Here is a 22,108-nt window from a genome sequence, read left to right on the forward strand (position 1 = left end):
GAAAGGGCTTGGCACGCGGTTTCGAAACCGCGTTGGGAAGGACTTTCGAAAGTCCTTCGCCCTACCCCTGCTGGACGCGCAGGCGGGACGCGCGGCGGGTCAGCATCTGGCGACGGATGAAGGCCACAACGAAGACAGCACTGAGGATCAGGATGATCGTCGGTGCCGGTGCGCTGTCGAGAAAGAAGCTGAGGTAAGTGCCGAGCAGCATTGCCGCCATGTTCACGCCAACCGCAACCCAGAGCATTGTCTTGAACTGTCGCACCAGCAGGAACGCAATCGCCCCCGGCGCGATCAACAACCCGATGGCGAGGATGAGACCAGCCGCCGACAGTGTGGCCACGATGGTCAGCGACAGCGCGGTCAGCATCCCGTAATGCAGCGCGTTGACCCAGAGGCCCGAGGCCTGCGCCTGAGCCGGATCAAAGCTGTGCAGCAGCCAGTCTTTCCACTTGAGCACGAGCACCCCGGCGACCAGTGCCGAGATGATGCCTGCGGTCCAAAGCTCGTGCGGCTCGACCCCAAGCATGTTGCCAAACAGAATGTGATCGAGATGGGCGTTGGTCTCGACCGAGACATAGAGCACGATCCCGAGGCCGAACATGCCGGAAAAGACGACACCCATCACCGTGTCTTCCTTGACCCGGCTGTTGGTCGACAGATACCCCGTTGCGATTGCGCAGGTCATCCCGGCGGCGAAAGCGCCCAGGATCAATGGAATACCGAGGATATAGGCCAGCACGATCCCCGGCAGAACCGCGTGGCTCACCGCGTCACCCATCAGAGCCCAGCCTTTGAGGACCAGAAAACAGGACAGCAATGCGGTCGGCACCGCCACCATCATCGAAATGAGGAAGGCATTCTGCATGAAGGCGAAACGGAACGGGAAGAGCAGGGTCTCGAGATCCATCATGCGCCTCCCTCAGCCGGATCGACCCGCACGAGGCTGTCCTTTGGCCCATCCCGCAGAGCCGCGTCCGCCATGCGGCGGGCCGCGAGCAGGCCATGCCGGGGGGCACCGATGAAAGCGATGAGGAAGATGAGGGTCTGCAGGCAGACGATGATCCCGCCGGTGGCCCCGTCGAGGAAATAGCTCGCGTAGGCTCCGACGAAGCTGGTCCCGGCACCGATCGCAACAGCAGTCCCGATCAGACGCGGGAAACGGTCGCAGAGCAGGTAGGCCGTCGCCCCCGGTGTCACGACCATGGCGATCACCAGGAACGCACCCACAGTTTGCATGGCGGCCACGACGCTGGCCGACAGCAGAACGAAGAACACCGCCTTGAGCAGCTGCGGGCGCAATCCAATGGTCCGCGCATGGTTCTCGTCGAAGAACGTCACCATCAGGTCCTTCCACTTGAGCAGCAGAACGCCAAGCGACACGATCCCGATGATGGCCAGCTGCACCGTGTCCTCGGGTGTGATGGCCAGGATGTTGCCCATGGTGATGGTCTGGATCGACACGGACATCGGGTTGATCGAGACCATGAAGAGCCCCAGCCCGAAGAAGGAGGTGAAGATCAGCCCGATGATCACGTCAGGCTTGAGGCCCGAACGTTCCGACAGGAACAGCATCGACCCGGCGGCCAACCCGCCCGCGATGAACGCCCCGAGCGCGAAGGGCAGGCCAAGGATGTAGGCCCCGGCCACCCCGGGCACCACCGAATGCGAGAGCGCATCGCCGATCAGCGACCACCCCTTGAGCATGAGATAGGCGGACAGGAACGCGCAGACCGCGCCCACCATGGCCGACACCCACATCGCATTGACCATGTAGCCATATCCGAACGGTTCGAGCAGCAGATCCATCACGGCTTGGTCTCCGTGACCTGGGTCTTGTCGCCGTATTGGACGAAGGGCCGTTCATCATCGGTGAAGATCGTCACGGAACGCGCGTCCTCGTCGTCATGCAGGGCATCGCCGCCCAGTGTGAAGTGCCGCAGCACACCTCCGAAGGCACGTTCGAGGTTCTCGCGGGTGAAGGTTGTTTCGGTCGGCCCATAGCCCAGCACGGTGCCCTTGACCAACACGGTGCGGTCACAGAATTCCGGCACGGACCCAAGGTTGTGTGTCGAGACCAGCATCACGCGGCCTTCGTCGCGCAGCTCGCGCAGAAGCGCGATGATCTGATCTTCGGTTTTCACATCCACGCCGGTGAACGGTTCGTCCAGCAGGATCACCTGCCCGTCCTGAGCCAAGGCGCGGGCCAGGAACACGCGTTTGCGCTGACCGCCGGACAGCTCTCCGATCTGGCGGTGGCGGAACTCGGTCATGTTCACACGGGCCAGTGCCTCATCGACCGCTTGATGGTCGGCGGATTTGGGGCGGCGCAGGAAGCCCATCTTGCCGTAACGGCCCATCATCACGACGTCTTCAACCAGCACCGGGAAAGCCCAGTCGACCTCTTCGGATTGCGGCACATAGGCAACAAGGTTCTTCGCGAGCGCCTCTTTCACGCTCATGCCGAGGATGCGGATGTCACCTTTTGCAGCGGGCACGAAGCCCATGATCGCCTTGAAAAGGGTGGACTTGCCCGCGCCATTGATGCCCACAAGCGCCGTCACGGTGCCGCGCGGGATCTCGAAACTGGCGTTCCAGAGCGCGGTGTGGCCGTTGCGATAGGTGACGGTCACGTCGCGGGCCGACAGACCGTCGCGGGTCGTGGCGGTGCTGGTTGTGGTCTGGCTCTGCTCGTCGAGCATGGCTTGTCCTTGTTGTTGCAGGCCTTGGGCCTGACGGCCTTGCAGGCCGACGGCCTGACATGTGTGCGCCCGCAGCCGTGCAGCTGCGGGCCATGATTTCGGTGTCCCCGTCGCCTCAGTTGGTGACGGCGGTGGTCAGTCCTTCAGCAACCGTGCGGGTCGTGACGGTCAACAGGTCGAGATAGGTCGGCACCGGGCCTCCTTCCTCGCTCAGCGAATCGACATAGAGCACACCGCCGTAAACGGCACCGGTTTCGCGGGCGACCTGTTCGGCCGGCGCGGTGTTCACGGTGCTTTCGCAGAAGACGACCGGGATGTCGTTCTCGCGCACCCCGTCGATCACGGCGCGGACCTGCTGTGGCGTGCCGTTCTGATCGGCGTTCATCGGCCAGAGATAGAGCTCTCTCAGCCCCATGTCGCGGGCCAGATAGCTGAACGCCCCCTCGCAGGTCACAAGCCAGCGCTGATCTTCGGGAATCGCCGCAACAGCGCTGCGCAGCGGCTCGATCGTGGCGCGCAGATCGTCTTTGTAGCGCTCCGCATTCGCGGCATAGAGCGCGGCATTGTCGGGGTCCTGCTCGGAAAAGGCCTTGGTGATATTGTCGATATAGATCAACGCATTATCCAGACCCATCCAGGCATGCGGGTTGGGTTTGCCTTCGTAGCTGCCCGATGAGATCGAGATCGGGTCTATGCCCTCGCTCAACGTGACCGAAGGCACGTCGTCCAAATTGGCGAGGAATTGTTCGAACCACAGTTCAAGATTGAGCCCGTTCCACAGGATCAGATCGGCGTCATAGGCCCGCACGATATCCTGTGGCGTGGGTTCGTATCCATGGATTTCGGCCCCCGGTTTGGTGATCGAGACGACCTCGGCCGCATCACCGGCCACATTCGCGGCCATGTCAGCCAGTACCGTGAAGGTCGTGACCACCTTCATCCGCTCGTCCGCGGCTGCACCCTGCGCCCCTGCCACCAGAACTGCGGCCGATATCAGGGCTGAAACGTTCCGTCGCATGCTGTGAACCTCCCTGTTCAGTATGACGGTCGATATTTGAAAATGCAAATCACTCGCAATTAGGTAGCAACGGAATGCACGCCTGCAAGGGCTGCCGCCCGAAATAAGCGCAATCCTGCCGCTTTGCGCTACGCCTTTGATATCACGATGTTCGGAGATCAGTGGTGAGCCGTGCAGGATTCGAACCTGCGACCCACTGATTAAAAGTCAGTTGCTCTACCAACTGAGCTAACGGCCCACTGGCGGGCTATCTAGAAAGAGGGCGGAGTGCGGTCAACCCCCAAAACGGCACAATTCCAAGCTATCTTCCAGAATGCCGCAGCGGGGCCGCTGGCGCGGTCTGGAAAGATGCACCTGACAGGCGTATATGCGCGGCCATGATGACCCACGACCCGCGCAATATCGCCTTCATGAAAATGCATGGCCTCGGCAATGATTTTGTCGTGCTGGATGCGCGTGTGCGGCCTGTCGGAATGACGGCTGCGTTGGCGCAGGCGATCGGGGATCGGCATCGCGGCGTGGGGTTTGACCAGCTTGCGTTGATCGAACCGGGTACGGACGGGGCGGATGCGCGGCTGGTGTTCTACAATTCCGACGGATCGACGGCCGGGGCCTGTGGCAATGCCACGCGCTGCATTGCGCGGCACCTGATGGACGAGGCGGGCCTGACCGAAGTGGTGCTCGTCACCGAACGGGGGCGTCTGATCGCGCAGGATGCGGGGGGCGGGCTGACCTCGGTGAATATGGGGCTGCCGCAGTTGCGTTGGGACGAGGTGCCGCTCGCGCACGAGATGGACACGCTTGAATTGCCCATCGACGGTGCGCCGACGGCGACGGGCATGGGCAATCCGCATTGTACGTTCTTTGTCGCGGATGCGGAATCGGTGGACCTTGCCACGCGGGGTGCCGAGATCGAGCATCATCCGCTTTATCCGCAGCGCACCAATGTGCAGTTCGCCAGCGTCATCGGACCCGATCATCTTCGGATGCGGGTCTGGGAGCGCGGGGTGGGTGTCACGCTCGCCTCGGGGTCGTCCTCCTGCGCCACGGCGGTTGCGGCGGCACGGCGCGGCTTGACCGGGCGGCGCGTGAGCATCGACCTTGACGGTGGGCGCATCGAGATCGACTGGCGCGAGGATGGCGTCTGGATGACCGGGCCGACAGCGCATGTGTTCTCTGGCACTTTCACGGCGGACTGGCTGGAGGCGGTGTCATGACCCCGCCCAAGTTCACCACGCTGGGCTGTCGCCTGAACGCTTACGAGACCGAGGCGATGAAGGACCTTGCCGCGCAGGCAGGGCTTGAGAATGCCGTTGTGGTCAACACCTGCGCCGTGACCGCCGAGGCGGTGCGCAAGGCACGGCAGGAGATTCGCAAGCTGCGCCGGGACAACCCGAACGCCAAGCTGATCGTGACCGGCTGTGCGGCACAGACCGAACCCGAGACCTTTGCCCAAATGGCCGAGGTCGATGCGGTGATCGGCAATACCGAAAAGATGACGCCGGACACCTGGAAAGGGCTGTCAGCGGATTTCATTGGCGAGACCGAGGCGGTTCAGGTCAACGACATCATGTCGGTGACGGAAACCGCGCAGCACCTGATCGACGGTTTCGGCACGCGGTCCCGCGCCTATGTGCAGGTCCAGAACGGCTGCGACCATCGCTGCACCTTCTGCATCATCCCCTATGGTCGTGGCAATTCGCGCTCGGTGCCTGCCGGGGTGATCGTGGATCAGATCAAGCGGCTGGTGGACAAGGGCTTCAACGAGGTGGTACTGACCGGGGTCGACCTTACCTCCTGGGGCGCCGACCTGCCTGCGCAACCAAAGCTGGGCGATCTGGTGATGCGCATCCTGCGGCTGGTGCCCGATCTGCCGCGCCTGCGGATCAGTTCGATCGACAGCATCGAGGTGGACGAGAACCTGATGCAGGCGATTGCCACCGAACCACGCCTGATGCCGCACCTGCATCTGAGCCTTCAGCATGGCGACGACCTGATCCTCAAGCGGATGAAACGGCGGCATCTGCGCGACGACGCGATCCGCTTTGCCGAAGAGGCGCGCAGGCTGCGGCATGACATGACGTTCGGCGCAGACATCATCGCGGGCTTCCCGACCGAGACCGAGGCGCATTTCGAGAATTCGCTGAAGCTGGTCGAGGAGTGTGATCTGACATGGCTGCACGTGTTTCCCTATTCGCCGCGCGAAGGCACGCCCGCCGCACGGATGCCGCAGGTGGACGGACGCGCGATCAAGGAGCGTGCCGCGCGGTTGAGGGCAGCGGGTGACGCGGCTGTGTCGCGCCATCTGACGGCGCAGCAGGGGCTGACTCACAACGTGCTGATGGAAGCGCCGGACATGGGGCGGACCGAGCAGTTCACCGAGGTCAGGTTTGCGGCGGAGCAGCCCGTGGGCCAGATCGTGCGCGCGACAATCACCGGGCAGGACGGGCACCAGCTGGTCGCGTGATCAGGACGAGCGCGTTTGCAGCGACGTATCGGGGTCCCTCACAACCGCGGGAAAAAATCGCGCGACCGATTGCACCGCTCCGACAATTCGGCCAAAACCTCGGAATGAGTGATCAATCCCGCGCGCTGTGCGTCCATCTCCTGACCGCGACCGGAGCCGTTTTTGCCATGCTGGCTTTGCTGGCAGCGGCGCAGGAAAAGTGGTCCATCATGTTCCTGTGGCTGGTCGTCGCCTTCGCCGTCGATGGCATCGACGGGCCATTGGCACGCAAATATGATGTAAAGGCAAATGCGCCGCGCTTCGACGGCGTTCTGCTCGACCTCATCATCGACTATCTGACCTACGTGTTCATTCCCGCTTTCGCGCTGTTCCAGTCCGGCCTTCTGCCGGGTTGGACGGGCTGGTTTGCGATCATCGTGATCACCTTTGCCTCGGCGATGTATTTCGCAGACAGCCGCATGAAGACCGAGGACAATTCCTTCCAGGGCTTCCCCGGATGCTGGAACATGCTTGTGCTGGTGCTGTTCGCCATCGAACCCAATTTCTGGGTCTCTTTGGCCATCGTCGCCGTGCTGGCGATTGCGATGTTCCTGCCGCTCAAATTCATCCACCCTGTGCGCACGATGCGCTGGCGCAACCTGTCGCTGCCGATTGCGCTCGCGTGGACGTTTTTCGCCGGATGGGCGGCGTGGGTCGACTTTCACCCGGAAAGCTGGGCGCATTGGGGCCTCATCGCCACGTCGCTTTATCTGATCCTCGTCGGGATCGTTCAGCAGATTGTACCGACACGCAGCCAGTGATTGCCTTTGGCCGCAAAGCGGCGCAAGGCTGATCCATGTTCGTGCCCAAAGACCAAAACCCACTTCTAGCCGCGCTGTTGACGCTGCTGGCCTCGGCTTTTGTTGCGGGCACGACGCTGCTGGCCAAGATGCTGGGAACCGACGCGCTGGGGCCTGCGCTCAACCCGTTGCAGATCAGCCACGGGCGCTTTGTTTTTGCCTGCCTCGCCTTTGCCGTGGCGGCATGGATCATGCGCCTGCGGTTGACCGACATCGCCTGGAGGACCCACACGGTGCGCGTGGCCTTCGGGTGGGGCGGTGTGACGCTGATGTTCGCAGCTGCCGCGTTCATTCCGCTCTCAGATGCGACGGCGATCAGCTTTCTGAATCCGGTGATTGGCATGCTTCTGGCCATTCCCTTCCTTGGAGAACGGATTGGTCCGGTGCGCCTGACGGCCGCTGCGATTGCACTTGCGGGCGCGATGATCCTGCTGCGCCCAACACCCGAGGCGTTCCAGCCCGCCGCTCTGCTTGCGCTTGGGGCGGCGGTTGCGTTGGGGCTTGAGTTGATCGTGATGAAACGGCTCACGGGGCGGGAAGGTCCGATGCAGATCCTGCTGGTCAACAACGTGATCGGAGTCTGCATCGCGTCGGCCGCCGCTTTCTGGGTCTGGATCGCACCGACGCCGGCGCAATGGGCCGCGCTGGCCGGGATCGGGTTTCTGATGGCCTCGGCACAAACCTGTTTCATCAACGCCTTGGCGCGGGCTGATGCGGGGTTTGTCGGGCCATTCTTCTATGCCACGCTGGTCTTTGCAGCGCTCTACGATTTCGTCGTCTTCGGGGTCCGCCCGGACGGGGTATCCGTGATCGGGACGACCATCATTCTCTGCGGTGCCGGGCTTCTGATGTGGCGCGAAGGCCGCATCAGGCCTTCAGCCGGTATCCCCGTTGGAAAAATGACCACGCCAGCAGATTGATGGCCACGGTGCTGCCAACGGCGATGACCGCGCCCAAAGCGGGGCTGCTGTCGGACACGCCGATGATGCCCCAGCGCACCCCGTCGATCAGGTAGAAGATCGGGTTGGCGTGCGTGATGTCATACATGATGGGCGGCAGAGCCTCGACCGAGTAGAACGTGCCCGACAGAAAGGCGAGCGGCGTCACGATGAAATTGGTGATCGCGGCCATCTGGTCGAATTTGTCGGCAAAGATGCCCGCAACCATGCCGATGCCCGACAAGAGCGCAGCGCCCACGATCACGAAGAACAAGGCGACCAGCGGGTGTTGAGGCACGATGCCCAGAAACACCCAGAGCGCCAGCACGATGACAACGGCCACCAACAGCCCCCGCGCGACGCCACCGGCAAGATAGCCCAGCACCAGCTCGCCCGCCGAGAGCGGCGGCATCAGCGTGTCCACGATGTTGCCCTGCACCTTGGAGATGACGATCGAGGACGAGGTGTTGGCAAAGGCGTTCTGGATCACCGTCATCATCAGGATACCCGGTGCGATGAAGGTGGTGAAATCGACCCCCATCACGCCACCCCGGCGGGGGCCGATGGCGATGGTGAAAATCAGCATGAAGAGACCCGCCGTCACCAGCGGGGCCAGCACGGTCTGGGTCCAGACATTGAGAAACCGCAGCACTTCGCGCTGTGCGAGGGTGTAGAGCCCAAGCCAGTTCACCCGTCCGAAACGGCGTTCGTTCGTGACCATCTGTCCTGTCTGCTGCATTGGGGGTCCTCTTGCCTGTCAGTGCGGGTTGTAACTCGCCCGCGCATGATTAGAATAGGGTGCGACTTAGAGATTTCGGGCGGCCAACGCAAACGGCCGCTCTTTTTGATGGAGGGCACGATGTCCTGGACCGATGAACGCGTAGAGCTGTTGAAGAAGATGTGGGGCGAAGGCCAGTCTGCCAGCCAGATCGCCAAGGAACTTGGCGGCGTGACGCGCAATGCCGTGATCGGGAAGGTGCATCGCCTGGGGTTGTCGAACCGTGCCGGTGCCGCCGGTCCGGCAGCCAAGCCGGAAGCCAAGCCCGCGCCCAAGCCCGAGGCGAAACCGGCCCCCAAGGCGGCACCGAAACCGGCACCCGCCCCCAAGCCTGCTGAACCCGAGGTCGTTATGGAAACGAAGTCCGCAACACCACCCGCAAGTCCGCGCCGCCAGATCATTCCGGCAGGTCAGCCTCTGCCACCGCAGCCCTCGGCCAACGAGATCAGCCCCGAAGCGCTGGCCAAGGTGAACGCGGTCGAGAAGAAGGCCAAAAAGCTGACCCTGATGGAACTGACCGAAAAGACCTGCAAATGGCCCGTCGGCGATCCGGCAACGCCGAATTTCTGGTTCTGTGGTCTGCCCGTCCAGCAGGGCAAGCCCTATTGCGAGGCGCATGTCGGCGTCGCGTTCCAACCCATGAGCTCCCGTCGCGACCGTCGTCGCTGAGGCGCATTCATCAGACAGACCAAGGGGCGGCCAGACCGCCCCTTTCTTGTTGCAGGTTACCAGATGTCTGGGCGATCCAGCGCTGGCGCACAGAGCGACGGACCGACCAACGGTGTCAGGGGCGCGTCCGTCAAGGACTGCGCGATCCATCCCTCGGGCATGTTGAGTGGCAGCGGTGCGGGTACGGTGTCGGTGGTGACAGGCTCGAACCCCACGCGCCCATAGAACCTTGGATCGCCATAGGTCACGGCCACGTCCACACCTTCGGCCTGCAAAACCTCAAGAGCGTGACGGATCAGCGCTTGCCCGATGCCCTGCCCCTGAGACGTGGTGGCCACCGCCATCGGCGACAGCAGAAACGCGGTTCGCGGATCTTTTGCAAAGCGCAACCGGGTAAAGATCGCACAGCCGCGAAGCGTCCCGTCTGCCTCGGCCACAAAGACGCGAAGGTCGTCTTTCGGGGTCGTGGTCAGCAGATCGCGGGCAAGATCGTGGATCACCGCCCCCTCCTCCGCGCCTTCGGAGTCGGTAAAGCTGTCCTTGAAAAGTTGAGCGATCTGATCCGCGCGAGACGTGGGGTCTGGCAGAACCTGAAGTGCTGGCCCTCTTCCTGATTGTACGTCATCACATACAAGATCGACCACCATGATCCCATCCGCACCACCCTCACACAGATCGCAGAGCTTCGCGCCCAACGCCTTGTGTGTCGGGTGGTCGGCATAGGCTGCCAGCGCCCGGCGATCCGCAAAGCGGATGACGAAGCCGTCGGTGAACTTGGGCGACTTGCCTTCGAAATCCGCATTTGGGCCATGATCGAAGCCAAGAACGCCCTCCAGACCAAGGGTGAACCCGGAAAGATCGGTCAAGACCGCCTGCCGTTCGGTCTGGTGGGTGTCGCCCCGGAAGGAACAGAAGACGCAATGCAGGATCATGGAGTCATCTCGTCATGAGTGTCCGCGCGGCTGTCGCGGATCAAGTGGAATGCGGCGGACCCAAATTGCAAGCGCCAGCCAGAGCACAGCGCCCACAATGGCAAAGCCCCAGAGCACCAGAACCAGATCCGCCACGGGCATTTCCCCGACATCGCTGACATTGCGCGACGCGAACCAGAGGCTTGCCGCAAAGGCGATGCGGCCGGCAAAGCTCTGGATCGACAGATACGTGGCCCGCATGCCGTCGGTCAGCAACGGTTGGGTGCGGGCGAGGATGAATGGCCGGGACAGAGAATCGGGCACCATCCGCAGCAAGAGAATGCCGATGGCAAAGAGGCTCTGGTTGAAGGCAAGAACCGCGCAGAGCAAGACCTGCATCGCAAAGGCAATCAGCAGGGTTGCAGCCAGCCCGGCATGGCGGCGGATCGCGGGCGCAGCAAAGGACGCGGCCACGGACACGGCCATCATCGTGGCCGATACGGCCCCGCTTACCAAAGGCGCCTCGCCGGAGAGGCCCACTTGTTCCAGCGTCTTCAGAATAAAGGGTTGACCAAAGACAAAGGGCACATGGGAAAACCCGTACATCACCACGCTGAGCGCAAACAGCCAGAGCAGCACCGGGTTACGGAAGGCGGCGGCAATGGCCGGACCAATGGCGGCGCGCACCGGCGGCGTTTCGGGATCGATGGACGAATCCCGGAGCTGGGAAGCCAGGGCCAACATCGCCACAAAGGCAGCGCCGGACATCACGAACGGCAGGACAGGGAGAGCCCGCGCCATGATCCCACCGGTGACCGCCGAGACCATGAGAGCCGCAAAGGTGAACCGCCAGAGCCGCAATTCGTAGCGTTCGACTTCATCTTCACGGCCTTCTGCAGCGAGGCTTTCATAAAGCAACGAACTGTCGGTTCCCGATGCAAAGGCCGCCGATGCTCCGAGAAACAACTGTGCCAGCACGAAGACGGCAAAGCTGTCGCCCATCGTGAAACAGACCATCGCGATGATCCCGGCCACCGATGACGCCACAAGCGTCACCCGGCGCCCGATACGGTCGGACATGTATCCCGACGGCACTTCGAACACGGTCGTGCAGATGTCGTAGACCGCGTAGAGCAACACCGCTTCGGCCGCCGACAGCGTGTCCTGAAGAAACAGGAACCACGTCGCCTGCCAGAACAGAAGGTTCTGGGCGAATTTCACCCACGGCAGGAGAGTCAGGTTGCGGGAGAGATCTTGGCGCGTGATAGGGTTGGCTCGGTTGATGTTTTCTCAACCCGACCACGCAGCCTGTGATTTGGCAAGCAATGTTGCACAGAATGCCGACGGGTTGAGTGCAATCGGGCCTTCCCCCGCGATGTGCAAATCTCTATATGCCGCGCATGTCCCAGAACCCGCCCTCTTTACGCCCCGACCTTGCGCCTGCCGCGCGGTTTTCCGATGCGCCCCGTGCAGGCCAGCCGACCATCGGCATGGTGTCGCTGGGCTGTCCCAAGGCGCTGGTGGATTCCGAGCGGATCCTGACGCGTCTGCGGGCTGAAGGCTATGGCATCAGCCCGGATTATTCCGGGGCCGATGCGGTGATCGTGAACACCTGCGGGTTTCTCGATTCGGCAAAGGCGGAAAGCCTCGAGGCCATTGGCGAGGCGCTGGCCGAGAACGGTCGGGTGATCGTCACAGGGTGTCTGGGGGCCGAGCCCGAGTATATCACCGGCGCGCATCCCAAGGTTCTGGCCGTCACGGGCCCGCATCAATACGAACAGGTGCTGGATGCGGTGCATGCCGCCGTGCCGCCTGATCCCGATCCGTTCATCGACCTGCTGCCTGCCTCGGGCGTGAAGCTGACACCGCGCCATTACAGCTATCTCAAGATTTCCGAGGGCTGCAATCACACCTGCAAGTTCTGCATCATCCCGGATATGCGCGGCAAGCTGACCTCGCGCCCGGCCAAAGCGGTGCTGCGCGAGGCGGAAAAGCTGGTCGAGTCGGGCGTGCGGGAACTGCTGGTGATCAGCCAGGACACCTCGGCCTATGGCACGGACTGGAAGGACCGGGACGAGAAGTTCCCGATCCTGTCGTTGGCCCGCGATATGGGCGGTTTGGGCGCGTGGGTGCGGATGCATTACGTCTACCCCTACCCGCATGTGCGCGAGTTGATCCCGCTGATGGCGGATGGTCTGGTGCTGCCCTACCTCGACATCCCGTTCCAGCACGCGCATCCCGACACGCTGAAACGCATGGCCCGACCTGCGGCAGCGGCGCGGACGCTGGACGAAATCGCGGCCTGGCGCGACATCTGCCCCGACATCACCCTGCGGTCGACCTTCATCGTCGGCTATCCCGGCGAGACCGAGGCCGAGTTCCAGACCCTGCTTGACTGGATGGACGAAGCGCAACTGGATCGCGTGGGGTGTTTTCAGTACGAAAACGTCGCTGGTGCGCGGTCGAACGCCCTGCCGGATCATGTGCCCGATGAGGTCAAGCAGGAGCGCTGGGACCGGTTCATGGAAAAGGCGCAGGCGATTTCCGAAGCGAAGCTTGCGGCCAAGGTCGGTCAGCGGATCGACGTGATCATCGACGACATCGACGAAGACGGCATCGCCACCTGTAGGACCAAGGCCGACGCGCCCGAGATCGACGGAAACCTGTTCATCGACGAAGGAACGGACGGGTTGTCTGTGGGCGAGATCGTGACGGTCGAGGTGGACGAGGCCGGGGAATACGACCTTTGGGGTCGGCGCGTCTGATGCCGTGGCGCATCAGCCGTTTCCGGTGACGGAAACGGTGTGTCGCACTTGCCGGCGGGGCGACCCACCTTACCTCCGGTGCATGCCTGAGACATCAGAAACACGCGTGCTCTATAACGATCAATGCCCGGTCTGTTCCTTCGAGATCAACCATTATGCCAACTACGCTCGCAGACAGGGTTTGCCGATCCGGTTCGACGACCTGAACGGACCGGACCGGGCAGCCTGGGGGATTGACGAGGATACCGCCGCGCGGCGGCTCTACGTGCTGCGGGATGGCGAACTGACCAGCGGCATTCCGGCCTTTCTTGTGTTGTGGCAAGACATGCCGCGCTATCGCTGGCTGGCCCGTGTCGTGGGGCTGCCGGGGATCCGGCAGGGCGCATCCGTCGTCTATGACCACATCCTTGCCCCCCTGATCTACCGCTGGCACCTGCGCCGCAAGGCGCGTCGCGCTACCCAATCAGGATAACGACCCACGCCACCCCCGCCGCAATCGCCGCAACGGCGACGCCCGCGCTGCCTGCGTCCTTGGCGCGTTTGGCCAATGGGTGATCCTCGGTCGAGATGTAATCGACCGCATCTTCGATGGCGGTGTTGAGCAGTTCCGCCGCGAGGATCAGGATCCCGAGCGCAAGGATCAGCGCCCGTTCGCCCGGTGAGAGCGGCAGGATCAAAGCTACTGCCCCCGAGACAAGGTTCGCCCAGACCCAGCTGCGAAAACTGTGCTCGGACGTCCAGGTTGCGACAACCCCGGCCCAGGACCAGATGCAGCGCAGTTTCAGGCGTCTGAGGAATTCCATCCCGGTGCCTATCGGGTGTTGTCGAGGTAGTGCCGCACGCAATCCTGCACATGGCGGAACCGGTCGCCGCCAAGATGCTTGCCGCCATACCAGCGCGTGACGACGATCACGTGATCGGTCAGGCCTTCGCGTTCGAGCATCTGCAGGATGATCTGCCCTGCCCCGCCTTCGCCGTCATCGTTCTTGAGCGGGGTGCCGTCCGAGAACACGACGGCCCATGTGTTATGCGTGGCCTTGGCGTACTTTTTGGCGCGTTTCAGGGACTTGAGAAACCCGTCGACATCCGCCCGACTGGACGCCGGTCCGCCGCTGACCGCGTATTTGGAGCCGCGATCCGAGATGACGCCTTCAAATTGTCTCATCTTCGAGATGCAGCTTCATGTCGATCAGCACCTGCTGCAGCGCCAGCGTTTCCCGCAGAAGACGACGCGCTTCATTGGCACTGATCACGCCATCCTCGATGGATTGATGATATTCCGCCATCAACATCGCAAAGCGCTGGCTCAGGACAACAACGTCGGAATTCACGCCGCCCTTCTTCTTGGTGTTGTCCCGGCGTTCGTCGAACGAGAGCGTGATGCCATTCAGTTCAGCCAGCGCAGATGTCACATGAGGATAGCTCGACACCTGTTCGAGAGCGGCAACAGCATCCACCGGGATGAAGCGGTCGGCGTGTTCGTCGTGATCGGCGTAGTAGCGGCCAAGAGTGGCTTTGGACTTGCCGGTCAATTCACAGGCTTTCTCGATGCCCACATCCTTCACCAGCAATTCTGTGTGTTTTTTCAGATACGGACCAAATGCCGGCATCTCATGCCCCCTCGTTATACCCCAAGACCCTATGGGAACAGTTCCGCTTCTTTCCCCTGACTTTCATCGTAATGCAATGACACAGGTGTTCCAGACCCGAATTCATCGGGCACAACGGCACACTTGGCACAGTTCCTTCACTGTGTCGGGGGTCGGATGCGCTGCCGGACCGTCGATACAGGCAAGCTTCAGGCCGGGAAACCGCCACTCACGGGACGGACGGCGACGCATCCTGCACCGGGCTCTCTTGCGCGCCCGGTCCGGTTGGGGCAGATGGCAGGACATGGCGAAGCTCTATTTCAACTATTCCACCATGAACGCGGGGAAATCGACCCTGCTGCTGCAGGCTGCGCACAATTACGAAGAACGCGGGATGTCGGTCTATCGCATGACCGCCGCCTTCGATGATCGGGCCGGTCAGGGGCGGATCGGCTCACGCATCGGCTTTGCGCGCGAAGCGGACACGTTTTCTCCGGCGGATGACCTTTTCGCGCGGATCGAAGGCGTTCTGGCGGAGACAGAGCTGGCCTGCATCTTCATCGACGAGGCGCAGTTCCTGACGCCCGATCAGGTCTGGCAACTGGCCCGGGTGGCGGATGATCTGAATGTGCCGGTGATGGCCTACGGGCTGCGGGTGGATTTCCGTGGACAGCTCTTTCCCGGCTCCGCCACGCTGCTTGCCTTGGCGGATTCGCTGCGCGAAGTGCGCACGATCTGCCATTGCGGGCGCAAGGCGACGATGGTTGTGCGCAAGGATTCCGAAGGCCGCGCCCTGACCGAAGGTGCGCAGGTCCAGATCGGCGGCAACGAAACCTATGTCAGCCTCTGCCGGAAACACTGGCGACAGGAAACCGGCGCGGCCTGAGCAGATAAAGTTCCATCACGACGCAAAAATATACCGTGGAACATCGTGTCCGGCAGCTTGGTTGTGCCTGCAGAAGCAACGCAACCCAGGAGGATGCAATGACCACCAACAAACTTTTCGCAAGCGCACTTGCCCTGACACTCGGCGCCACCGGCGCATGGGCCGAAAGCCACACATCCGGCGACATGGCCACCGGGTCTGCGACGACCGAAATGACGGACAGCACCAACATGGCGTCGAATGACGACATGTCGATGGACGATCCGGCCAACCTGATCCGCACCCGCGACATCACCGGTGGCACCGTCTACACGACCAATGCCGCCAATGACGAAGGCTGGTCGATGGATACGATCCACACCGAAGTCGGTGCCGATTGGAACGATATCGGCGAGATCGAGGACATTATCCTCAACACGAGCGGTCAGATGATCGGCATCGTGGCCGAGGTTGGCGGATTTCTTGATATCGCGGACAAGCACGTGATGATCCCGGTCTCGGACGTGAATCTCGTGGCTGTCGACGATCGCAGCTATGCCTTCGTGACCAAGCACAACGAAGAGCAGTTGGAACAGATGGAATCGGTCGACGAAGGCTTCTGGAACTGAGGCCGGTCGCATTGATCGCGAAAAGAGAGAGGGCCAATCGGCCCTCTTTTTTAGGCCCGTTCGATCAGCACCGACCCGACGGAATAACCTGCACCGAAAGAGCAGATCACGCCGCGGTCGCCCGGCTGCAGATCGTCCGAATATTTCGAGAACGCGATGATGGACCCGGCTGATGATGTGTTCGCGTAATCCTGCAGGATGTTCGGCTGTTCGCCGGGTTCGGGCGTACGGCCCAAGACTTTCTTCCCGATGAAGTCGTTCATCGTCTTGTTGGCCTGATGCAGCCAGAGGCGCTTGAGACTGTCTGCGCCCCATCCTTCGTCTGCCAGATGCCCAAGGATGTGGGCCGACACCATCGGCAGCACTTCCTTGAAGACCTTCCGCCCGTTCTGCATGAACTGCATGTCGCGGCGGTCTTCCATCTGGTCACGGGTGCGGCGCAGGAAGCCGTCGTTGTTGCGGATGTTGTTGGAGAACTCGGTCGCGCAGCGGGTGCCATGGATTGTGAAATGCGCGCCTTTGGCGTTGGTTTCCGGCTCGATCACGACGGCTGTCGCAACGTCCCCGAAAATGAAATGGCAATCCCGATCCCGCCATTCGAGATGGGCCGAACAGATCTCGGGGTTCACCACGATGGCACATCTGACCGAGCCCGACCGTACCATGTCGGCTGCGGTCTGTATGCCGAAGGTGGCCGAAGAACAGGCGACGTTCATGTCAAAGGCAAAGCCGCCTGCACCGATCAGGCTCTGAATTTCCACCGCGATCGCGGGATAAGCGCGTTCGTGGTTCGACGCGGCACAGATCACCAGATCCACCTCGGACGCCGCGCGCCCGGCCTGCGCCAGCGCCCTGGTGATCGCATCGACCGCCATCTCGGCCATGAGCGATGGCTCTTCATCCGTCCGCGCACGAAGGTGCGGGAACATGCGATCAGGATCGAGAACTCCGGATTTGTCCATTACATAGCGCTGTTCGATGCCCGAGGCCGACAGAATGAAATCGGCACTGGATTGCGGTACCGGGGCCATCTCGCCGGCCGCTATCGCCTCGGCGTTTTCCACGTTCATGCGATCGGCATAGGCATTGAAGGCCACCACCAGTTCGTCATTGGTGATGACATGCTCCGGGGTGAACACACCACTTCCGGTGATTGCAGGCTGGATCATGGCAGGGGTCCTTCTTGTGTGCGGGGACCAGACTGCACCGATGCACCTGGGTCAAGTGCGACGCTGCGGGACTTCGGAACCTGCGCTTTGGCGCACGCGTTTGTCAGCCAAAGGAGGCAAACAATGGACCGACTTTCGATCATACTTTCGCTACTCAGCGGTGCCTTGATCACCGGCACGTTGGCAACGACAGCTTTTGCCATGGGCTATTATTCATGGTGGGTGATCGGCGCGGCTGCGGTCATCGGCTTTCTGATGGCATGGCCCAGCGCGTACTATGTCTCGCGCCTGATCAAGAACAACGATCCGCAATGGTCGCCGCACCGCGATCCGTTCGAACACGGCCCGATCCCACGCCCCGGAGAGCGCGAGGTCTAAACCCGGTTCGGCAGGGGCTGCCCCTTGGCAAAGGCAATCGCGTTGTCGACCGCCATCAGCCCCATCGCCGTCCGCACCTCGAGCGCCGCAGTGCCCAGATGCGGCAGGAGCGTCACGTTCTCCATGTCGATCAGCGCCTGCGGCACCTTGGGTTCAAACTCGTAGACATCCAGCCCCGCCCCCGCGATCCGGCTTTGGGTCAAGGCGTCGATCAGATCAGCTTCGTTCACCACATCCCCCCGCGCGATGTTTACCAGATGTGCGTGGGACTGCATGGCAGACAGGACCGCCGCGTCGATCAGGTGATGGGTCTCTGCCCCGCCGGGCACGGCAATCACCAACACATCCACCCGAGCCGCAAGATCGGTCAGTTCGGCCACCTGTTCGGCAGGGAACGGCGTCTCTTTTGGAGAGCGGTTGTAGAACTTCACCGCCATGCCAAAGCCGAAATGGGCACGCTGCGCGATGGCCTGTCCGATACGGCCCATGCCGACCACACCCAGGGTCTTGCCTGACATGTGCAGACCCAAAAGCTGCGTCGGATGCCAGCCCTCCCACTGTCCGGACCGCACCAATCGCTCGCCCTCACCGGCCCGACGGCAGGTCATCAGCATCAGCGTCAACGCGATGTCGGCGGTGGCATCGGTCACGGCACCGGGCGTGTTGGTCACCTCGATCCCCGCAGCCCGAGCAGCCGCAGCGTCGATATGGTTGTACCCGACCCCGAAATTCGCCAGCAGCTTGGTCCGCTTTTCCGGTACGGCGTCGAAGATGTCGGCGCGATAGGCGTCGCCCAAGGTGGGCAGCACAACGTCATAGGCCGAAAGGCTCTGGATCAGCTCATCGCGGCTGAGGGGCGCGGTGTTGTCGCGCACGGTGACGTCGAACACCTCCCTAGCCTTGTCTAGGACAGGATCGGGAAGTTTGCGGGTGATCAATAGGTTTAACACAGGCGCGCTCCGTTCGGGGTATCCTTGTCGGGGACGGCCAAGACGATGGCCTCATCCGCGTCATAGAACCCGAGAACCAGAGCCTCGGAAATGAACGGCCCGATCTGGCGTGGTGGGAAGTTGACGACACCCATGACCTTCTTACCGATCAAACTCTCCGGGTCGTAATGCACGGTGATCTGGGCCGAGGATTTCTTGACGCCGATCTCGTCACCGTAGTCGACCCACAGCTTGATCGCGGGCTTGCGTGCCTCTGGAAACGGCTCCGCCTGAATGACGGTGCCGACCCGAATATCCACCTTCATGAACTCGTCGAACGTAATCTGGTCAGCCATTGGCGAGCTCCTTGGATCGTTTCGTGGCCGCGTCAATGGTCTGCGCAATGAGCGGCGGCAGACCGGCTTCTTCGTCCATCAGCACGTTCAGCCCAGCCTGCGTCGTGCCATTGGGGCTGGTCACATTGACGCGCAACTGGCTGGGGGTTTCGCCCGCCTGCATCGCCAGCGCGCCGGACCCGGCGACGGTGGCCTTGGCCAACGTCATGGCGAGGTCCGGGGCAAGGCCCTGTGCTTCACCTGCGCGGGCAAGGCATTCGATCATGTGAAACACATAAGCCGGGCCTGAACCGCTGAGGCCAGTGACCGCGTCCATCTGATCTTCGGTCTCAAGACGCACCGTCTGCCCGATGGCCGACAGCAACGTCTCGGCCTGCTGCATCTGCGTCTCGGACACCTGCGCATTGCCGATGATCGCGGTGATGCCCTGCTTCACGGCAGCGGGTGTGTTTGGGATGGACCGGATCACCGGGGTCTTTTCCCCCAGCATCTCTTCGAAGGTGGCGATGGTAATGCCCGCCGCAACGGACAGGAAGAGCGTGTCGCCGTTGCCCAGAGGGGCCAGCGTGGGCAGCGCCTCACGCATGATCTGCGGTTTGACGGCCACCAGCACGATGGCCGGGCTTTCGGGCAAATCCGTATTCAGGTGTACGCCTTGCGCCTGCACCCAGTCGGACGGGTTGGGATCGTTCACCCAGACCGAAGTCGAAGGCAGCCCGCCTGCCAGCCAGCCCTCGAGCATGGCCGACCCCATCTTGCCACAGCCCAAAAGAACAAGGCCGCGCTTTGCGATGTTGGAATTCTGCATGATGCCCCCCACGTTTTTCTGCGTCGGGGGCCAGTGTTACGCGCGCCCGTAGGCCTCTGCAATGGCGACCTCAAGCGCAGCTTTCGGATCGCGGTTGCCCCACACCATCAACTGGAAGGCGGGGTAATAGCGCTCCGCACTCATCACCGCGCAGGTGATCATCGTGTCGATCTGTTCGGCACTGGCGACATTCCCGCCCGCCAGAACCAGACCGTAGCGATAGACCATCAGCTTGGCCTCTTCCCAATAGGTGAAGGCCCCGGCCCAGCACTGATCGTTGACGAGGTTCAAACCGGCATGCAGCGCCGGCATCCGATCTTCCGGCGGGTCCATGTCGAATGTACAGATCAGGCGCAGTGTTTCGTCGAAAGCCGACCAGGCCAGCGTGATCGAATAGGTCCGCCACTGGCCTTCGACCGCCATGGCGATCTGATCATCCGCAATGCGGTCGAAGTCCCATTCATGGTGGTTGGCGATGCTCTCAACGATATCGATCGGGTGGATGTCGTCTTCAAGATACTGCTCGGACAGGGCCATGATGCCGCCTCCTGTTGCCTGTGCGGAAAGGTGGGCTTTGCCCTACCTTTCGGTGCCTGCTCTAGGGGCTGCGTTGCCGTGACATCCCCCTACAACATATGCTGCATGGCCTGCCGCGTCGCGTAAAGCGAATTTTCGATGACAGACGCAATAAGTTGTGGAGAAGTCCAGCCAATGTGGTGGACGCGAATAGTGCCACAATTTGTGGATAAAATCACCGGAAAAATCGTGCAACGCGCCGCGACGGCTGCAACTGCTGCGAAAACGCGTCAATGCATGCCTCTGCAGTCAGGTTCCGCGTGGCAGCGCTGCCGTCCAAAATTTGGGCACATGCGGTCAGAAGTCCGACACTGACCCGCTTCTCTGGTTCGGAAATACTTCGGGGGAGTCGCCCAAAGGGCGACGGGGGCAGCGCCCCCCTTTTTCGGATACGAAAAAGGACGATGCGATGTCGCATCGTCCCTCTCTCGGATTGGCAGCGCCAATTCGAAACCTGCGTCAGTTCAGCGACGCCATGAAGTCATTCACTTCTGTCAGCGAGAGATATTTCTGCTCTTCGATGCCGCTTTCCGAGAAGACCCATGTCACGGCCGGCGCGGACACGTCCCCGTTCCTGTCGAACTGCACATTCCCGGTTGCGCCCTGGTAGGACACCGTGCCGCCGCCATCGAGAACCTCTTTCGCCTTGGCAAAACCTGCTGCATCGGCGGTGACGGGCGTGCCGTTCGGATCGGTGATCGCACCGATCTTGGCCGCGATATCGGCCCCTGTTGCATCCTTGCCCGCCGCGTGCATCGCCATGAGGGCAATCATGGTGGCGTCATAGCTGTTGGCCAGACCCGGACCGTTGGGGGGACCGTCGAACTTTGCGGTGTAGGCCGCGACAAACGCATCAGCGGAGTCGGTGCGCGGAGACGCCGTGTCGGTGCCGGTGAAGTTGCCGAGGAACTGCATGCCGACATTGTCGCGGAACTCGTCGGACTTGAGCGCATTGGCGGCGATCATGTTCTGCGTCCCACCAAGCGAGATCCACTCGCGGACGACCTGAGTGCCTTCCTTCGGATAGAGCGCCATGTAGATCGCTTCGGGATTGCCCTTCAGCGCCTCTGTGACTTCGGCGCGGAACGAGGCCTGCCCGTCATTGATGGCGATGGAGGCGGTGACGTCTATGCCGAGCGCCTTGAGGTCGTCGGCAACCAGACCGCCGATGTCCTGTCCCCAGTCGTCGTTCTTGTAGAACACGGCCACGGATTTGTAGCCCGCATCGCGCGCCACCATGGCGCCGACAGCGGCCTGCACGCCGGATGTGGCGAAGGTGCGGTAGAAGAGACCGTTGGTCTTGCCCTCTTCGGCCAGACGGGTGAACGCGGTCGAGGACGAGCAGCAGGACATCTGCATCACGCCTGCGGGCACCGTGACCGAGGTCAGGATGGGCATGGACACGCCCGAGGACACAGCTCCCAGCAACAGTTGAACGCCATCCAGATCGACCAGCGCCTTGGCGGCGTCCACGCCGACCTTGGGATCGACCTGCGTATCGCGCAGCACCATTTCGATCTGGCAGCCCGCAACACCGCCGGTCTCGTTCGCGATGTCCACGGCATATTGCGCGGTGGCCGCAATCGGTTTGCCCCAATCCACCGAGGTCGGCAGCACGGCACCGATCTTGGTCGTGCAATCCTGTGCGGCTGCGTCCGTGCCGAGGCTGGCAAACCCGGCAGCAAGGCCCAATGCGAGGGCCGAGGTCTTAAGTCCGTTCAT

The 22,108-nt window shown here is 62.2% G+C and carries 26 protein-coding genes and 1 tRNA gene; 10 read left to right on the forward strand and 17 right to left on the reverse strand.

The window, feature by feature from the left end; genetic code table 11:
* Nucleotides 1-61: 61 nt before the first annotated feature.
* The 5 genes from MRY75_RS15800 to MRY75_RS15820 form a co-directional block, all read right to left on the reverse strand.
* Nucleotides 62-913, reverse strand: coding sequence for a metal ABC transporter permease (locus MRY75_RS15800; protein ID WP_292308968.1), 852 nt, complete (start codon nucleotides 911-913; stop codon nucleotides 62-64).
* Nucleotides 910-1,809 carry a metal ABC transporter permease gene (locus MRY75_RS15805; RefSeq protein WP_292309024.1) on the reverse strand — a complete coding sequence of 300 codons (900 nt, stop codon included), beginning with the start codon at nucleotides 1,807-1,809 and terminating at the stop codon, nucleotides 910-912. The genes MRY75_RS15800 and MRY75_RS15805 overlap by 4 nt, the downstream gene beginning before the upstream one ends.
* Entirely contained in the window at nucleotides 1,809-2,702 is an 894-nt protein-coding gene (locus MRY75_RS15810; RefSeq protein ID WP_292308969.1) for a manganese/iron ABC transporter ATP-binding protein, read from the reverse strand. Before MRY75_RS15810 ends, MRY75_RS15805 begins: the two co-directional genes overlap by 1 nt.
* Nucleotides 2,703-2,817: 115 nt before the next feature.
* Nucleotides 2,818-3,720, reverse strand: coding sequence for a metal ABC transporter substrate-binding protein (locus MRY75_RS15815; protein ID WP_292308970.1), 903 nt, complete (start codon nucleotides 3,718-3,720; stop codon nucleotides 2,818-2,820).
* Between the two features lie 162 nt (nucleotides 3,721-3,882).
* Nucleotides 3,883-3,958, reverse strand: a tRNA-Lys gene (locus MRY75_RS15820).
* Nucleotides 3,959-4,100: 142 nt separating this feature from the next.
* On the opposite strand from MRY75_RS15820, the gene dapF reads away from it, so the two are divergent.
* The 4 genes from dapF (at nucleotide 4,101) to MRY75_RS15840 (ending at nucleotide 7,946) form a co-directional block, all read left to right on the forward strand.
* Entirely contained in the window at nucleotides 4,101-4,937 is an 837-nt protein-coding gene (dapF, locus tag MRY75_RS15825) for a diaminopimelate epimerase (RefSeq protein ID WP_292309025.1), read from the forward strand.
* Nucleotides 4,934-6,187, forward strand: coding sequence for a tRNA (N(6)-L-threonylcarbamoyladenosine(37)-C(2))-methylthiotransferase MtaB (gene mtaB, locus MRY75_RS15830; RefSeq protein WP_292308971.1), 1,254 nt, complete (start codon nucleotides 4,934-4,936; stop codon nucleotides 6,185-6,187). Before dapF ends, mtaB begins: the two co-directional genes overlap by 4 nt.
* A gap of 104 nt (nucleotides 6,188-6,291) precedes the next feature.
* Entirely contained in the window at nucleotides 6,292-6,987 is a 696-nt protein-coding gene (locus MRY75_RS15835) for a CDP-alcohol phosphatidyltransferase family protein (protein ID WP_292308972.1), read from the forward strand.
* A 35-nt stretch (nucleotides 6,988-7,022) separates the two neighbouring features.
* Nucleotides 7,023-7,946: a DMT family transporter gene (locus tag MRY75_RS15840; protein ID WP_292308973.1), complete on the forward strand. Its 924-nt coding sequence runs from the start codon at nucleotides 7,023-7,025 to the stop codon at nucleotides 7,944-7,946.
* Here MRY75_RS15840 and MRY75_RS15845 read toward each other — a convergent pair.
* Nucleotides 7,894-8,703 carry an ABC transporter permease gene (locus MRY75_RS15845; RefSeq protein WP_292308974.1) on the reverse strand — a complete coding sequence of 270 codons (810 nt, stop codon included), beginning with the start codon at nucleotides 8,701-8,703 and terminating at the stop codon, nucleotides 7,894-7,896. The genes MRY75_RS15840 and MRY75_RS15845 overlap by 53 nt on opposite strands.
* 120 nt (nucleotides 8,704-8,823) lie before the next feature.
* On the opposite strand from MRY75_RS15845, the gene MRY75_RS15850 reads away from it, so the two are divergent.
* On the forward strand, nucleotides 8,824-9,411 hold the full coding sequence (locus MRY75_RS15850) for a GcrA family cell cycle regulator (RefSeq protein ID WP_292308975.1): 588 nt from the start codon (nucleotides 8,824-8,826) through the stop codon (nucleotides 9,409-9,411).
* 56 nt (nucleotides 9,412-9,467) lie between these two features.
* Here the strand turns inward: MRY75_RS15850 and MRY75_RS15855 are convergent, their stop codons facing one another.
* Nucleotides 9,468-10,343, reverse strand: a complete 876-nt coding sequence (locus tag MRY75_RS15855) for a GNAT family N-acetyltransferase (protein WP_292308976.1) — start codon at nucleotides 10,341-10,343, stop codon at nucleotides 9,468-9,470.
* A 12-nt stretch (nucleotides 10,344-10,355) separates the two neighbouring features.
* A complete protein-coding gene (locus MRY75_RS15860) occupies nucleotides 10,356-11,543 on the reverse strand; it encodes an MFS transporter (protein ID WP_292308977.1) in 1,188 nt (395 codons plus the stop codon).
* A 170-nt stretch (nucleotides 11,544-11,713) separates the two neighbouring features.
* On the opposite strand from MRY75_RS15860, the gene rimO reads away from it, so the two are divergent.
* Together rimO and MRY75_RS15870 are read left to right on the forward strand one after the other, a co-directional pair.
* On the forward strand, nucleotides 11,714-13,087 hold the full coding sequence (gene rimO, locus MRY75_RS15865) for a 30S ribosomal protein S12 methylthiotransferase RimO (protein WP_292308978.1): 1,374 nt from the start codon (nucleotides 11,714-11,716) through the stop codon (nucleotides 13,085-13,087).
* A gap of 82 nt (nucleotides 13,088-13,169) precedes the next feature.
* A complete protein-coding gene (locus MRY75_RS15870) occupies nucleotides 13,170-13,559 on the forward strand; it encodes a thiol-disulfide oxidoreductase DCC family protein (RefSeq protein ID WP_292308979.1) in 390 nt (129 codons plus the stop codon).
* Here MRY75_RS15870 and MRY75_RS15875 read toward each other — a convergent pair.
* From MRY75_RS15875 to MRY75_RS15885, 3 genes are read right to left on the reverse strand one after another with little or no spacing between them, the layout of a single operon-like run.
* Nucleotides 13,543-13,890, reverse strand: coding sequence for a diacylglycerol kinase (locus MRY75_RS15875; protein WP_292308980.1), 348 nt, complete (start codon nucleotides 13,888-13,890; stop codon nucleotides 13,543-13,545). The genes MRY75_RS15870 and MRY75_RS15875 overlap by 17 nt on opposite strands.
* 8 nt (nucleotides 13,891-13,898) lie before the next feature.
* A complete protein-coding gene (locus tag MRY75_RS15880) occupies nucleotides 13,899-14,252 on the reverse strand; it encodes a YigZ family protein (RefSeq protein WP_292308981.1) in 354 nt (117 codons plus the stop codon).
* The gene (locus tag MRY75_RS15885) at nucleotides 14,239-14,697 is read right to left on the reverse strand and encodes a hypothetical protein (protein WP_292308982.1); all 459 of its coding nucleotides are present in this window, start codon (nucleotides 14,695-14,697) and stop codon (nucleotides 14,239-14,241) included. Before MRY75_RS15885 ends, MRY75_RS15880 begins: the two co-directional genes overlap by 14 nt.
* Nucleotides 14,698-14,980: 283 nt before the next feature.
* Between MRY75_RS15885 and MRY75_RS15890 the strand changes: the two genes are divergently transcribed.
* Both MRY75_RS15890 and MRY75_RS15895 read left to right on the forward strand, forming a co-directional pair.
* A complete protein-coding gene (locus tag MRY75_RS15890) occupies nucleotides 14,981-15,562 on the forward strand; it encodes a thymidine kinase (protein ID WP_292308983.1) in 582 nt (193 codons plus the stop codon).
* Nucleotides 15,563-15,660: 98 nt separating this feature from the next.
* Complete coding sequence (locus MRY75_RS15895) at nucleotides 15,661-16,170, forward strand: PRC-barrel domain-containing protein (protein ID WP_292308984.1); 510 nt, start codon at nucleotides 15,661-15,663, stop codon at nucleotides 16,168-16,170.
* A gap of 50 nt (nucleotides 16,171-16,220) precedes the next feature.
* Here the strand turns inward: MRY75_RS15895 and MRY75_RS15900 are convergent, their stop codons facing one another.
* Nucleotides 16,221-17,339 carry a beta-ketoacyl-ACP synthase III gene (locus MRY75_RS15900; RefSeq protein WP_292308985.1) on the reverse strand — a complete coding sequence of 373 codons (1,119 nt, stop codon included), beginning with the start codon at nucleotides 17,337-17,339 and terminating at the stop codon, nucleotides 16,221-16,223.
* Nucleotides 17,340-17,462: 123 nt separating this feature from the next.
* Between MRY75_RS15900 and MRY75_RS15905 the strand changes: the two genes are divergently transcribed.
* Nucleotides 17,463-17,717, forward strand: a complete 255-nt coding sequence (locus tag MRY75_RS15905; RefSeq protein ID WP_292308986.1) for a hypothetical protein — start codon at nucleotides 17,463-17,465, stop codon at nucleotides 17,715-17,717.
* Here MRY75_RS15905 and MRY75_RS15910 read toward each other — a convergent pair.
* From MRY75_RS15910 to MRY75_RS15930, 5 genes are all read right to left on the reverse strand, one after another.
* Nucleotides 17,714-18,667 carry a D-glycerate dehydrogenase gene (locus tag MRY75_RS15910; protein ID WP_292308987.1) on the reverse strand — a complete coding sequence of 318 codons (954 nt, stop codon included), beginning with the start codon at nucleotides 18,665-18,667 and terminating at the stop codon, nucleotides 17,714-17,716. The two genes, MRY75_RS15905 and MRY75_RS15910, sit on opposite strands and share 4 nt — an antisense overlap.
* Complete coding sequence (locus MRY75_RS15915; RefSeq protein ID WP_292308988.1) at nucleotides 18,661-19,002, reverse strand: tRNA-binding protein; 342 nt, start codon at nucleotides 19,000-19,002, stop codon at nucleotides 18,661-18,663. The genes MRY75_RS15910 and MRY75_RS15915 overlap by 7 nt, the downstream gene beginning before the upstream one ends.
* On the reverse strand, nucleotides 18,995-19,810 hold the full coding sequence (proC, locus tag MRY75_RS15920; RefSeq protein ID WP_292308989.1) for a pyrroline-5-carboxylate reductase: 816 nt from the start codon (nucleotides 19,808-19,810) through the stop codon (nucleotides 18,995-18,997). Before proC ends, MRY75_RS15915 begins: the two co-directional genes overlap by 8 nt.
* A gap of 36 nt (nucleotides 19,811-19,846) precedes the next feature.
* Nucleotides 19,847-20,347 carry a YbjN domain-containing protein gene (locus tag MRY75_RS15925; protein ID WP_292308990.1) on the reverse strand — a complete coding sequence of 167 codons (501 nt, stop codon included), beginning with the start codon at nucleotides 20,345-20,347 and terminating at the stop codon, nucleotides 19,847-19,849.
* A 498-nt stretch (nucleotides 20,348-20,845) separates the two neighbouring features.
* Entirely contained in the window at nucleotides 20,846-22,108 is a 1,263-nt protein-coding gene (locus tag MRY75_RS15930) for an ABC transporter substrate-binding protein (RefSeq protein ID WP_292308991.1), read from the reverse strand.

The sequence above is a fragment of the Marivita sp. genome, assembly GCF_022763305.1.
Taxonomy (GTDB): Bacteria; Pseudomonadota; Alphaproteobacteria; order Rhodobacterales; family Rhodobacteraceae; genus Marivita.

What these genes read in the sequence shown, in the direction of transcription:
- MRY75_RS15930 (WP_292308991.1), bottom strand. Translation starts at nt 22,108, where the DNA reads ATGAACGGACTTAAGACCTCGGCCCTCGCATTGGGCCTTGCTGCCGGG.
- MRY75_RS15900 (WP_292308985.1), bottom strand. Translation starts at nt 17,339, where the DNA reads ATGATCCAGCCTGCAATCACCGGAAGTGGTGTGTTCACCCCGGAGCAT.
- MRY75_RS15845 (WP_292308974.1), bottom strand. Translation starts at nt 8,703, where the DNA reads ATGCAGCAGACAGGACAGATGGTCACGAACGAACGCCGTTTCGGACGG.
- MRY75_RS15850 (WP_292308975.1), top strand. Translation starts at nt 8,824, where the DNA reads ATGTCCTGGACCGATGAACGCGTAGAGCTGTTGAAGAAGATGTGGGGC.
- MRY75_RS15880 (WP_292308981.1), bottom strand. Translation starts at nt 14,252, where the DNA reads ATGAGACAATTTGAAGGCGTCATCTCGGATCGCGGCTCCAAATACGCG.
- MRY75_RS15895 (WP_292308984.1), top strand. Translation starts at nt 15,661, where the DNA reads ATGACCACCAACAAACTTTTCGCAAGCGCACTTGCCCTGACACTCGGC.
- rimO (WP_292308978.1), top strand. Translation starts at nt 11,714, where the DNA reads ATGCCGCGCATGTCCCAGAACCCGCCCTCTTTACGCCCCGACCTTGCG.
- MRY75_RS15870 (WP_292308979.1), top strand. Translation starts at nt 13,170, where the DNA reads ATGCCTGAGACATCAGAAACACGCGTGCTCTATAACGATCAATGCCCG.
- MRY75_RS15840 (WP_292308973.1), top strand. Translation starts at nt 7,023, where the DNA reads ATGTTCGTGCCCAAAGACCAAAACCCACTTCTAGCCGCGCTGTTGACG.
- MRY75_RS15890 (WP_292308983.1), top strand. Translation starts at nt 14,981, where the DNA reads ATGGCGAAGCTCTATTTCAACTATTCCACCATGAACGCGGGGAAATCG.
- MRY75_RS15800 (WP_292308968.1), bottom strand. Translation starts at nt 913, where the DNA reads ATGATGGATCTCGAGACCCTGCTCTTCCCGTTCCGTTTCGCCTTCATG.
- MRY75_RS15875 (WP_292308980.1), bottom strand. Translation starts at nt 13,890, where the DNA reads ATGGAATTCCTCAGACGCCTGAAACTGCGCTGCATCTGGTCCTGGGCC.
- MRY75_RS15915 (WP_292308988.1), bottom strand. Translation starts at nt 19,002, where the DNA reads ATGGCTGACCAGATTACGTTCGACGAGTTCATGAAGGTGGATATTCGG.
- dapF (WP_292309025.1), top strand. Translation starts at nt 4,101, where the DNA reads ATGACCCACGACCCGCGCAATATCGCCTTCATGAAAATGCATGGCCTC.
- MRY75_RS15835 (WP_292308972.1), top strand. Translation starts at nt 6,292, where the DNA reads ATGAGTGATCAATCCCGCGCGCTGTGCGTCCATCTCCTGACCGCGACC.
- mtaB (WP_292308971.1), top strand. Translation starts at nt 4,934, where the DNA reads ATGACCCCGCCCAAGTTCACCACGCTGGGCTGTCGCCTGAACGCTTAC.
- MRY75_RS15905 (WP_292308986.1), top strand. Translation starts at nt 17,463, where the DNA reads ATGGACCGACTTTCGATCATACTTTCGCTACTCAGCGGTGCCTTGATC.
- MRY75_RS15885 (WP_292308982.1), bottom strand. Translation starts at nt 14,697, where the DNA reads ATGCCGGCATTTGGTCCGTATCTGAAAAAACACACAGAATTGCTGGTG.
- MRY75_RS15855 (WP_292308976.1), bottom strand. Translation starts at nt 10,343, where the DNA reads ATGATCCTGCATTGCGTCTTCTGTTCCTTCCGGGGCGACACCCACCAG.
- MRY75_RS15810 (WP_292308969.1), bottom strand. Translation starts at nt 2,702, where the DNA reads ATGCTCGACGAGCAGAGCCAGACCACAACCAGCACCGCCACGACCCGC.
- MRY75_RS15925 (WP_292308990.1), bottom strand. Translation starts at nt 20,347, where the DNA reads ATGGCCCTGTCCGAGCAGTATCTTGAAGACGACATCCACCCGATCGAT.
- MRY75_RS15805 (WP_292309024.1), bottom strand. Translation starts at nt 1,809, where the DNA reads ATGGATCTGCTGCTCGAACCGTTCGGATATGGCTACATGGTCAATGCG.
- proC (WP_292308989.1), bottom strand. Translation starts at nt 19,810, where the DNA reads ATGCAGAATTCCAACATCGCAAAGCGCGGCCTTGTTCTTTTGGGCTGT.
- MRY75_RS15815 (WP_292308970.1), bottom strand. Translation starts at nt 3,720, where the DNA reads ATGCGACGGAACGTTTCAGCCCTGATATCGGCCGCAGTTCTGGTGGCA.